Origin of the sequence: Sphingobacterium sp. UBA7253 (genome assembly GCF_002472745.1) — a bacterium.
Lineage (GTDB): Bacteria > Bacteroidota > Bacteroidia > Sphingobacteriales > Sphingobacteriaceae > Sphingobacterium > Sphingobacterium siyangense.
On record NZ_DKSP01000044.1, the window covers coordinates 16554 to 28503 of the forward strand.

Below are 11950 nucleotides of genomic sequence, written 5' to 3' on the forward strand. Positions count from 1 at the left end.
ATTATTTTGAGTAGCTTGCTTTTTGTCCCAATTTGTATTTTAATCCACTGGCTTCGAGTAATTCTAATGTTACCGAGCCGATGAGAATATCTACATTGGCTTTGACCGGAATACGGTTGCCATCATTGGTTACCCACAGATAAAGCTTGCTATTTTTTTTAAAGATACGTCCCGGTTTAATCTCAGGACTGAATTTGAGACATTCTAAAGTGCCTAATTCTGTTTTTATTTTTTCTATTCCAATATATTGTATGCCTAAGGTGGCAATCTCATCATTCAAAAAATAAGTCAGCTTAAAAGATTCTCCTGGTTTAACAGTCGACAGATCTAGATTACGGGCAAAATAATAGGAAGAAAGCAAGTCGAAAGTCTGATCTACCTTCGAGTTGAAAGTCCCTTTATTACCTACAACACTATTTGTCTCCTGGTTGAAGCGTACCTTATCATTCCGTCTATATCCTCCTTCACGAATGTTCTCTGTATAATAATACGGTAAAAATGTTTTGCTGTTGATATACGAATTGTATTCATTTCTTACGGTATATATCGCAAAGGCGCCAGCTGTTTTGCCGGCAGCATATAGATGAAAGGAAGGGTTTCCAGCTCCGTCCTTGGTATCCTCAACGGTTAATGTCCCTGTTGCGGCTGAAATAAAGCCATAACGGAGTTTATATTTTAATTTCTCACCACCTTTAAATGCCGATTCTTTTAAATGCGGTAAATCTTGAGCGAAAGCAGTACTTACGATAACGGATAAGTAAAGGAGCAAAGTCGATATAAGTTTCATGTACGTAAGTTTACGAAATTTGTTTGAAAAAGAAATGTTAATTTCATTCAAATAAATTTAACTTTTGGAGTTAATGAGACGTTCATGGACGATGACTTATACTTAATTCTGAGCTGATTTATTTAGGCTGTGTCCGCTTAAATACGGGGACCGTAGAACAGGGTTCACCGTACATAATACTTTTTGCAACCTTACTTAGTTTTACTGTAAACTGTACAAATGTAGACTCTGGAATAAAAGTATCGCCACAACCTTTCACAACGACACGTTGATCCCGAAATTGTTCCATGTCGATCTGTTCAATTGCCGCAGCATACTGAATGCGTAATAACTCTTCTGAATCCCCAAAAATAACTGTCGTTGCATAGGGCTCCAATTTGTTGGCCAATAACATATAAGCCCAAGTCGGAACAATGGCATCGGCAGTACACGTAATGGCGACATGTTTACCCGCGTATTGCGACCAGTCGTGTGTCTTAATGAACTCGCGGAAGTCCTTTTCTTTAAGAATCAAGCCATGGAAGAGATTATCCTTAATATCATATACTACATTGTCTGCCTTAGGATGGTAGTTGGCCAAGTCAACTGTGACTAACCCACTTTGCGCAACTTTGTTGACAATATTTGTTTGAATATCCATATTTACATCAAAAAAAAGCCGGACGATAATTCGTCCGGCTACAAATTTACTTAAAAATCTTTTAAAAGAATTTCACTCTATTGTCAATGATTTCAGCTTTGTCTTGTAATGCGCGGAAAATAGATCCCCAAGCGCGTTGTGCTTTTGCTGCAAGCATTTGTTTCTTTTGCCCGTTGATATCCGAAATAGCGGCAGGATTGGTAAAACCATTTACTTGTACAACATATACACCTGTATTACCTTCAATAGCTTTGGAAGGTTTGTTTGGCTGTAGTCCAAAAACAGTACCAACTACTTTGTTTTCTAATGCAACACCAGGGATAACTGGATTTGCGAAGACAACATTTTCAACGTGAATAGCTGCTTTACCAACTTTTTGTGCAACTTGATCAATAGAAGATGTACCTGCTAAAGCCTTGTCAAATTTATCTTTCAAGATTTTAGCTTTAACCATATTTCTTACTGCAGGTTCAATATCTTTCTTAACAGCATCCAAGGAAAGGGTTCCTTTAGGCTGTATGTCGACCAGGCTTGCTAAGATATAAGAGGTTTCAGTCTCAAATACTTTGTCTGAAATCTCACCTTTTTTCGCTTCGAAAGCCCATTTGATTAAATCACGCGGAGCTTCGGCACCATCTAGTACATTGTCCATCGCTGTTACGCGTGAGGCTGTTTTTGCTTCTAGACCAAGTTTTTTCGCTTCCTGAGCAAAGTTCTGTGCTGTAGCTGCAGATAAGAATGCTGTCGCTTTGCTATGCGCATTGTTCAACGTTTCTTTCCCACTGTTGATCACTTTGTCAATGATGGCAACTTTAGCATATTTTGAACTACCTGATTGTTTCTCAATTTTAATGACATGGACACCATATTGTGATTTTACAACTTTGATATCGCCTGTTTTACTTTCGAAGATGGCTGTCTCAAGATCTGGTGCCATACGGCCTCTTGTTAAAGTACCCAGCTCTCCACCATTCGTTTTGCTCTCTGGATCTTTGCTGAACTGAACGGCCAATGCTGCGAAATTGTCTCCTTTTTGAATCAAACCTTTGATAGAATCTGCTTTCGCCAATGCTTTATCCATTCCACCTTCGGCAGCAGGATCCAATAGGATGTGTGATGCTTTCACAGAGTCAGGGCTTACGATCGTCGAAACAACTTTTGCGATTTCAAATGCATTGTTGTTTAAGAAAGGTCCAACTGTTGTTCCGGCAGCGACATTGAATACAACTGAATCCAATGAAGGACTCAATTGTCCTTTTTTCACATAAGTAAACGGAAATTTGTTGTCTGAATTGATCGAAGCAAATAACGAGTCATCTTTAGCAACGATTAAATCTTGTTTCAATTTGTTGATCGTCTCTTTTACGGCCAATGAATCTTTCGCAAGAGGTTTTGCATCCACCATTACGTATTGAATCGCACGTGTTTCCTCTTGTGTTTTGAACATGTTTTTATGTTCATTATAATATTCTTGGTAATCTGCATCAGTCAATTTAGCATCAGCATCTTTAACAGAAGCGTAATCTAAAAGAATGTATTTGAAGTCTGCAAGTTTATTACGCTCTTGGTATTCTTCGTTTGCTTCCAAAGAAGTAACATATACGCTATTGGAAAGCAATTCGCCATATTTGCTGCTTAAACGCTCATCTCTAACGCCTTTCAGTAGTTCTTCCCATTGTTCAGCCACTTGTTGGTTACCTGATGTGTTCATTTGGGTGATAAAAGCACGCAGTTGACTCGGGTCAAATTGTCCTGTTTGTGGGTTGGTGAAGGCTTGAACGATTTGAGGCGAAGGGTTGTTACCTTGCACTAAATCATTTAATTCGTCTTTACCGACAGTCAAACCAATTTTTTCAATTTCCTTTTTCAAGATCTCTCTTGACAAAAATTGATTCCATACTTGTTGAACAGCGTAGGTCCGCATTTGAGGGGTGACTGCACCGCCCATTTGTTGTTTGAACATTTCCTCTGTTTGTTCAACTTGCTTACTGAACGCAGGATATTCAATTTCAGTTCCGTTGACTTCCCCTACACGATTTTGATGTCTCGCCCAAAAAGGAGCTCCCCCTCGAACGACATCGCCTAGTAAAAATGCTAAAATTGCGATAGCCATAGCCGCGGTCAAGATGACACCAGCTTTGTTACGCAAAAAGCCCATTAATCCCATAGTCTGCTTATTGTGTTTATATTGTGTAAATACTTGTATTTCGTTAATTTATGCATAGCATAGCAAAATGCGGTGCAAGATACAATTTTTATAAAAAAAAAAGGAATATTTTCCTGAATGTAGCAAAACAAATTTGAAAACTATTTGTATAAAGTGGAGTTTTTTGTTCTCTTTTAGTTCAAATGATTCGTTTTGAATAACTTAATCGTATAAATAAACAGTCTGGAGCCATTGTATCAGATCCATAGCTGCTTTTAAACCAAACCGGAATCTGGTTTATGGCCCACGATGAGCTATTTACCTAACGAAGGGAAGAGGTTGTTGTTGGTAATGACCGTATACCCAGTTGCATTGGCTATATTGACATGTTTAAAATCTTTGTCCGAAGTAAATGATGAACCTTGTAAGTTACCGCGATTATCTCGAAAGAATGCCGTAATGGGAACATGATTATAAAAGGTCATGTTGCTGTTGCTATCGGCTTTACTTTCGTCATAGATAATCTCTTCTGTTTTGATGACAGAACCGTCGGCCATCGTTACCACCACATTTTTTGTAAAGGTGGTCGTCTTTTCTTTTTCCCTTCGGATGGCATGGTCGGAAGTGATTCGCTGGGTTTCCTTTAAATTGTCGTCATAAAAGATGATTTTTATGCTTTTTGGAAATTCGTATACTTCGGTGCTATCGTGTTTGATACGCATTTCGGGCGCTGTGAGATTCGCTTTTACCCGTGTGGAATCGCTATAGATAATATCGACATGACGTGAAATGTCGACCGCCTCTTCCTTTTTCATGTTGGCAAGGCGATCCACCTCTTTGAGGTCCGGTTCGCAAGAGGTCAATGAGAGCGCCCCTAGTAAAGATAATATTACTAGGGGCGATATATTTTGGAATATGGATGAAGCAAACGTCTTGCGTACCATCGTATTAATTAATCTAAAGGAGGTTTTCTAAACCAGCGGTCATTTAGGGTAAAGCCAATATTAAAGTTAATATAACGCTCACGTAGGAGGTTATTGCTGATTTTGCCCATTTGGCCAAATTCTGCAGAGAAATTTATTTTAGAGAAGGCCCCTGAAAATTGATTTCTTGCTAATGGCAAACCTACGCCTACAGTAACCGCCATATCGTTGATATTCTGGTCGCTTAAGAAATATTGTGTTTTATTATACCTGAAACCAACTCTATAGTCTACTTGGTTCAAATATTTGAGCGAAGTAACATCTGGTGTAATCTGACCGCCAATGGCTACGCCATAATTCTTTCGTAGTTCGTTTTCACCCGCTCTTGTCTGAAATCTTGACCAATCGGCATATTTAAAATCGGCCCCTACCAACCAGCGGTTATTACGTGCAAGAGTAATACCTACATTGTGTTTCAACGGAAGCGTCAAATGCCTGCTGCTACGGCCAGAAACATAGGTACTATCCAAAGGAATGTTTTGATTGTTTGGATCCGTTGAAGGTGTAATTCTTGTATTAAAAATTGTTGTTCTTTCTTTGATGTCATTATTTAGCGATCCTGAATAACCAACGATCAACGAATATTCTCTATTTAAAGGTTGTTCGTACTGTAATCCATAATCAAAGATAATTCCTTGGATTTCGCGCTTATTTTGTTGTTGCGTATTTAATGCTCCGGATGTAGGCAAAAACTCTACACGGCTATAATCATTTAAGGTTCCAAATAGATAAGACATATTGGCACCAATACTCAGACCTTTTACAATGCGTACACCCCAACCCGCATAGGCTTTAGTTAAACCACCTTCGCCCGTGAATACTTTCGTATAGAGATCAGAATTGACTGTTCCACTTGAAGATGTCCGATAGCCTATATCTGAGTAGGGAAGGATACCCAAGCTGATACCGCCAAATCGTTTCATTGGGAAAGTCATCGTGATGTGGCTAAAGGCAAAGTCAGCAGTATTATCGGATCTGGTCGTCGAATTTAACTGCGTGTAATTCCCGTATAAACCAGCATCAAAGGTTGTAAACTGTGTTGCAGAATAAGATGCAGGGTTGCTTGGGTTGGTATTGTATACACCATTGATTCTCCGGATAGCGGTATTGACACCTCCCATGCCTCTATATTGTGGCAATAAATCTTCACGCATCTGACCAAGTCCAAATTGAGAATAAGGTGATGCGGATGTCGTTTTTTGTGCAAATGCGGTAGTAGAACTAGCTAAAATTCCACCTGCTAACAACAGTTGGAGTGATTTATTTCTTAGAGAGCTTGTAAAGCGTTTCTGCATGGTCAATCTATAAAATTGAGAAACTAATGTTTATTTAGTTTTAGTGAAATTTTCGAGTTATCTGACTCTTATATTAAATGTTCTTTGCTTTTAATCGCATACAAAACTATTCAATTTTTGCGAGCTTGTTAAGCCGATTTTGTTAAAAAAGGTTAAACACTTATTGTACAGTAGTTTAGAAAAACTGAAAGTAGATTATGGTAAGTGTTATGATGGCGTATACGACTTCAAAAAACCATTTCTTTTTGGCATAGGTGAAATAATAAGCCATATAAATAGCGATAGAAGGGGCACAAAGTAAAAAATGGGCCTCCGTTAGTTTTTTATTCCAATAAAAAGAGACGATCGCTAGGCATAACATAAAAAACAACAGTTGAAATGACTTGCGAATATGCACGACACTTTTGAAAAAATTGTCTTTCAATACCAAAAGGAAGAGTATTAACGTAAAGATTACCGGGACGAGTACCAGATAATCGACTAATTGAATGCGAATAGCAGTAGGGAATTTGTAGGTAAACGGCAGCCAAATGGTATAAAACTGCTGCATTTTACCCATCCATAGATAGATAACCGCTAAGATGAAATAAACTGTTGCCAGGCCAAGTAAAGGGGTGATCCACTCACGCCAATTGAAGGGCCTAAAAATGAGTAGGCCTATCCACAATAGGAAGAACATACTCAGAAACGGGAAGTAGATCAGACTTCCTATACCTACAATCATACCGAGATCAAACATTTCGGCTTTAACATCTGTCTGCCGATAGAGGGAGAGCAACTTGCTTAACATCCATATCGAAATAAAATTACAGATCAGGGTCGGGGACAGTACCAAAAATGGTAAAAACAAGCTGGCCAGTGTCATATACATCAAAGCCACCAAGAAACTGGGTTTGCCCAGCAGGTTAAAATGGCTGGTGATGCGATTGAGTATCGTTGCTTGAAAAATCGTCAAGATCAGTGTGATAAAAACATTGGTCGAAGGAGAGAGGTTGATTAAGTTATTTTCTCCTAAAAGATTCCCCAAGGCAGGTTCAAAGATTACAGAATCAAGTTTGTCCGGAAGGTGAAGAAATATGCCTAAACATAAAACAAAACCCACGAGGGATAGAAATAAAATATTGATGGGTGAATAATTTCTAAACTGACTTATAATCATTGTATGCGATCAATAAAATGCTATTTATTCTTTTTTTCCAATTTGCTGATACGGCGATCGAGCAAGAAAAGGAAGAAAGCCAAACCTAAAAAAATGACCAACATGACCAATACAACAACGTAGATTTTACCTTCGCTACGCAATCCAGTCGCCATCTCGACATCATCTTGTGCAAATGTGCTCAAAGTCGATAAGAGTAGTAAGGCGATTGACAATGTTATTTTTTTCATTTGTTTAAAATATTATTCGTGTCGTTTTCATTGTTATACATGACTCGATACACGCTATTTGATTTATGTAATATCCTGTTTTTTATTGATTGGGCTTTACCCGATTTCTCTATGATAGAAATAGAGGATTGTATTAGCCGTTCAATTCTATGCGTTCAAATCTTTCTTTTCGAGCAAACGTACTCTATAGCGGAGTGAACAGATCCAAGCTGCAATCATTGGCCAGCCAATCATCGCTGCATAAAATGTAGGACGTAGCTCGCTGCTCATTTTTAAATCGCCAAAGGCAGCGTTTCCACCACTTCCGGGGTGAAGAGAGTCTGTCATCTTCGGTAGAATATAAAGTAGCACGATGATAATTGGAAATGCAAAGATATTGTACACAGCGGATATTTTTGCTCTTTTTTGCTCTTCTTCCAGCGCATTACGGAGTACCAAATAGGCCAGATACATCAGTGTTGCTATTGCGGAGCCATTAAGCTTCGGATCGTTTGGCCAGGGTTCTCCCCAGGTAATGTTTGCCCAAAGCATGCCTGTGGCAAGTCCAAGAAAACAAAATGTTATTCCGGTATTGACAGCTTCAATGGCCATTAAATCATACTCCTGTTTGCCCGTATTGAGGTATTTAATACTGTAAATAACGGAAACCAAGTACATAACGAACATGGCAGACCACATTGGGACATGAAAATAAACATTTCGTATGCTTTCGTGAAGGATGAATAGGCGGGGAACAGGTCCTAAAAGACCATTGATAATGACCGCACAGATAATCATTACCGCTAATATTTTCCACCATTTTTTTCTCATGGATAAATTGAATTTAGTTTGTTCTCAATTCTGACACTTAATCTCGCCAAAGGTACGGAAATAACAACAAAGAAATAGTGATGGTGATTACATTAATTGCAAGTAATACGATTATTTCTTTGCTGCTGGTAGCCCTTTCCAGGCCTTCTATTGCATTGCGAGACAGCTTGATTAATACGATTAACAGCGGGATAATGGCGGGGAAACTCAAGATGGCCATTAGGGTGCTATTGTTGCCTGCTTTGGAGCTGATCCCCGAGATCATGGTAAAAACAGTAGCAAAACTTATGCTGCCCAAGATGACCGAAATGAAGTAAAGGGTTGGATCACCGACAGGGTTTCTGAATATCGTCGAATAGACAAAATAGGCAATGACCGCCAGCAGGGTCATCATCATCATATTGTAAATGACTTTCGCTAAAATGATTGCTCTGGGATCGACCAGTGAATAATAGTAAAGTTGCCGGTTTGGGTTTTCTTGGACGAAGCTTTTGTTGATTGCATTGATCGAAGCGAAGAGCATAATGATCCAGAATAATGCATTCCAAGTAGCCGTATCAACTGATTTGAACGCTTGATAGCAAACGAAAACAGTTGATACGACATATAGTAGAATTCCGTTAATAGCATATTTTGAACGCCATTCCAGAATGATGTCTTTAAGAATTAAAGTTTTTACCTGTTGCAGCAAAGTCATATGCAGCAAAGATACAAATGTATTTTGACCACGAGAGTGACCAAAACCATCAATTCTTAAAAAAGCTGTTTTTTTACTTATGCGTTAGAAATTTTGGATTTTGCAGCATCAGTTGTATTGTCGATTTTGCTTGCCAAATTTTGAGCGGCATTATTGGCGTGGTCCAAAGCTTCTCTGCCGGCTTCTTTTGCTTTGTTTTTCAATGCATCTGCATCATCTGAAGCTCTGCTGAACGCTGCTTGTGCCTTTGATTTCAAATGGTCTAGTTCAGCCGAAGCTCTGTTGGCTAGTTTTTGTGCCTTTTTAGCTTCTTTTTTTGAAAGATCTTTCAATGACTTAGTTAAGCTTTTAATGCCATCATTTGCACGATCTAATTGTTTTTTTCCATCATCAGTTCCTAAAAGATACCATGCAGCAGCTCCCGCAGCTAATCCTACCAAAGCAAATGCCACTAATCCATTTTTGCTATTTTTCATAATTCTTCTATTTTGTTATATATTCAAATGATAATCAAGTATGATACCAAATGAACAATCACAGGGTGAATTTGTTTAAAAAGAATCAATAATTAACAAAATTTTACATATCAATTTTCTGCTGCTTTGACTGCAGATTATACAGATGCTGATAGAGACCGCTTTCTTTTTGGAGCAGTTCAAAGTGAGTACCGCTTTCAGATACGATTCCATTTTCGACAACGATAATTTTATCAGCATCAACAATGGTCGATAGTCGGTGTGCAATAATGATCGAGGTGCGTCCACGCATTAATTCCTCCAATGCCTCCTGTACCTGTCTTTCTGACTCTGAGTCTAAGGAAGAGGTGGCTTCGTCCAGAATAAGAATTGCAGGGTCTTTTAAAAGTGCACGGGCAATGGCAATGCGCTGGCGCTGACCACCGGAGAGTTTAACGCCACGTTCACCAACAATGGTGTCATAGCCTTCAGGGAAATTTAAAATAAATTGGTGCGCGTTGGCACGTCTCGCAGCTGCTATAATTTCATCTTCTGTAGCCTCGAGCTTACCATAAGCTATATTTTCACGGATTGTCCCGCCAAATAACAAAACATCCTGTGGTACGATAGCGACCTGGTTGCGGATATCACAAAGCTCAAAATCGGATGCAGGTCTGTCGTCGTAACTTACTTCCCCTTTTTTTGCTGTGTAGAATTGTAGAATCAATGAAGCTATCGTTGATTTCCCGGTTCCACTTGGGCCAACTATAGCGATTTTATCACCCGCATTGGCTGTAAAGTTGATGTCTTTCAGGATTTCAATATCGGGACGGCTTGGGTAGGCAAAGGAAACATGGTTGAAGCTTAGTTTACCGGTCATGGTTTTGTGGACTTCCTTGCAAGTTGGTTTCACATTAAGGTTTTCTTGTGGCTCATCCAAAATTTCCAAAATCCGTTCACTCGCTCCCAAAGAGCGTTGGATATTAGCGTATAGCTCCGGAAAACTACCCATAGAACCTGCTACAAACATCGAATATAGAATATAGGTCGTTAGGTCGCCTACTGTCATTTCATGGATAGAAACTAATGCAGCTCCATACCAAATGACAGCGATCACAGCTCCGAAAATACAGAAGATAATAAAAGAGGCAAAAGCACCTCGGAAGGTAGCTCCTTTGACCGCTAATTTCACGACCGAATCCATCTGATTACTGTAACGGTTGAATTCGAAATATTCATTCACAAAGGCTTTTACATTGCTTATCCCCAACAATGTTTCCTGGACAATACTATTTGACTCGGCCATTTTATCCTGTGCCTGTCTGGATAATTCGCGGATGAATTTTCCGAAAATAATAGCAGCCACAACAATGATCGGTAATATACAAAGGTTCATGAGCGCAAGTTTGGGAGATACCCAAACCAAAAGGAATACACCGAAACAAAGACTAATCAACTGCCTTAAGATTTCAGCCAATGTTGTTGTTAACGTATCCTGAATCTGTGAAAGGTCTGCAGACAAGCGGCTGTTTAATTCCCCGACACGGCGATTGGCGAAAAATTCGATTGGTAATGAAATGAGTTTGAGGTAGGTGTCCTTGCGTAATGCGGATAGCGTACGTTCTGCAATCTCAACAAAAATGCGTATACGAAAAAAAGAGACGACTGATAGAAAAGACAGAATAATAAAGGCAATTCCACCAATATAATAGACGTGTGGTGCAAGCCAGGGATAAGTTTGCTTGCCTTGCGCAGCATCAATCATGGCACCAAGCAAAGCTGGAAAGGCGAGCATGGCCAAACTGGATAATACCAAGAAAAACATGCCGACCCCAAATTTAAACCGATATGGTTTTAAATAGGTCATCAATTTAGATGCTCTCAATAGGAGCTCCTTATTCAATTTTGGTTTTGGTAGATCTTCTTCTTGTTTATTACCGCTGTTGAATCCTCTTGCCATATCCGCTACTTCAAATTTTGTTGCGAGGACAAATGTAAAGAGATTAAAAATATATTGCTATCATACTTTAGTCAATTTTTGAATAGAATCGTACTTTTTCTGATTTAAACAGCAGTTTTAAGTGGCTTGTCGTTGTGCAGATGTCTATTGCTGTGGCGTTTTATCCTAAATTTTGTTGTTTTGAAGCTGTTTGTTGCGCTTTAAATTTATAGAGTACATAGCCTAATACGGCGATAACAAGTAAAGCAATATAGAGGAGGATGTTGCTTAGCGGTAGATTTCCGGATGTTTTCTCTCCCTGTGCCCGCAGTTTTTCGTTTTCTTTTTGAAGTTTACTTATGGTACCTATATAGGCTGATACCTGCTTGTCGTAATCTGTTGCCAATTGTTGGTATTTATCTTTTTCAAAATCTTTGATTTTCAATAGTTTTTGGGTTTCCAGGAAAATGTTGTTATCTGTGATGACGATATCTTTAAGGATATCGATGCTCTTTTGCATGTCACCTTTTGATTTGAAAAGACCAAAAAGTCCTGTTTTTTGTGTGAGGCTCGTGTCATAAGCCCCGAATTTCTGTTGACGGGCATCGAGTAGGTCATTTACACGGCTTCGTTGTACCTCAAAAGAGCTGGAGTCTGGGTTGTTTTGCGACTTGGCCTGTCCAAAGAAGCAAAAAAGAACGGTGATTGAAAGAAGGAATCTTAAAAATTTCATCATGTATTTGGACGATCTATTTATCAAATGTTTAGTTTAAACTAACGTTCATGGTAAAATTTTATTTTGCCATAAA

At 39.0% G+C, this 11950-nt stretch carries 12 protein-coding genes; all 12 read right to left on the reverse strand.

Annotated features, from left to right (window positions below):
- Position 1: 1 nt before the first annotated feature.
- The 12 genes from B2X72_RS04045 to B2X72_RS04100 all read right to left on the reverse strand — a co-directional run bounded on the left by B2X72_RS04045 (position 2) and on the right by B2X72_RS04100 (position 11877).
- Positions 2–787: a DUF3108 domain-containing protein gene (locus tag B2X72_RS04045; protein ID WP_070563318.1), complete on the reverse strand. Its 786-nt coding sequence runs from the start codon at positions 785–787 to the stop codon at positions 2–4.
- Positions 788–905: 118 nt separating this feature from the next.
- Positions 906–1427, reverse strand: coding sequence for a DUF2480 family protein (locus B2X72_RS04050; RefSeq protein WP_075990973.1), 522 nt, complete (start codon positions 1425–1427; stop codon positions 906–908).
- 61 nt (positions 1428–1488) lie between these two features.
- Positions 1489–3594 carry a peptidylprolyl isomerase gene (locus B2X72_RS04055; RefSeq protein ID WP_075990974.1) on the reverse strand — a complete coding sequence of 702 codons (2106 nt, stop codon included), beginning with the start codon at positions 3592–3594 and terminating at the stop codon, positions 1489–1491.
- A 293-nt stretch (positions 3595–3887) separates the two neighbouring features.
- Positions 3888–4517, reverse strand: coding sequence for an LPS export ABC transporter periplasmic protein LptC (lptC, locus tag B2X72_RS04060; RefSeq protein ID WP_286848362.1), 630 nt, complete (start codon positions 4515–4517; stop codon positions 3888–3890).
- A gap of 8 nt (positions 4518–4525) precedes the next feature.
- A complete protein-coding gene (locus B2X72_RS04065; RefSeq protein ID WP_286848363.1) occupies positions 4526–5851 on the reverse strand; it encodes a hypothetical protein in 1326 nt (441 codons plus the stop codon).
- A 175-nt stretch (positions 5852–6026) separates the two neighbouring features.
- Entirely contained in the window at positions 6027–7010 is a 984-nt protein-coding gene (locus B2X72_RS04070; protein WP_075990977.1) for a DUF6427 family protein, read from the reverse strand.
- Between the two features lie 20 nt (positions 7011–7030).
- Positions 7031–7240: a CcmD family protein gene (locus tag B2X72_RS04075; RefSeq protein ID WP_046672332.1), complete on the reverse strand. Its 210-nt coding sequence runs from the start codon at positions 7238–7240 to the stop codon at positions 7031–7033.
- A gap of 147 nt (positions 7241–7387) precedes the next feature.
- Positions 7388–8050 carry a cytochrome c biogenesis protein gene (gene ccsA / locus B2X72_RS04080; protein ID WP_046672333.1) on the reverse strand — a complete coding sequence of 221 codons (663 nt, stop codon included), beginning with the start codon at positions 8048–8050 and terminating at the stop codon, positions 7388–7390.
- A gap of 37 nt (positions 8051–8087) precedes the next feature.
- Positions 8088–8747: a heme exporter protein CcmB gene (locus tag B2X72_RS04085; RefSeq protein ID WP_088160168.1), complete on the reverse strand. Its 660-nt coding sequence runs from the start codon at positions 8745–8747 to the stop codon at positions 8088–8090.
- A gap of 77 nt (positions 8748–8824) precedes the next feature.
- Complete coding sequence (locus B2X72_RS04090) at positions 8825–9223, reverse strand: hypothetical protein (protein ID WP_075990980.1); 399 nt, start codon at positions 9221–9223, stop codon at positions 8825–8827.
- 103 nt (positions 9224–9326) lie between these two features.
- The gene (locus B2X72_RS04095; RefSeq protein ID WP_088160169.1) at positions 9327–11162 is read right to left on the reverse strand and encodes an ABC transporter ATP-binding protein; all 1836 of its coding nucleotides are present in this window, start codon (positions 11160–11162) and stop codon (positions 9327–9329) included.
- 160 nt (positions 11163–11322) lie between these two features.
- Positions 11323–11877 carry a hypothetical protein gene (locus B2X72_RS04100; RefSeq protein ID WP_157698360.1) on the reverse strand — a complete coding sequence of 185 codons (555 nt, stop codon included), beginning with the start codon at positions 11875–11877 and terminating at the stop codon, positions 11323–11325.
- Between the last annotated feature and the right edge of the window lie 73 nt (positions 11878–11950).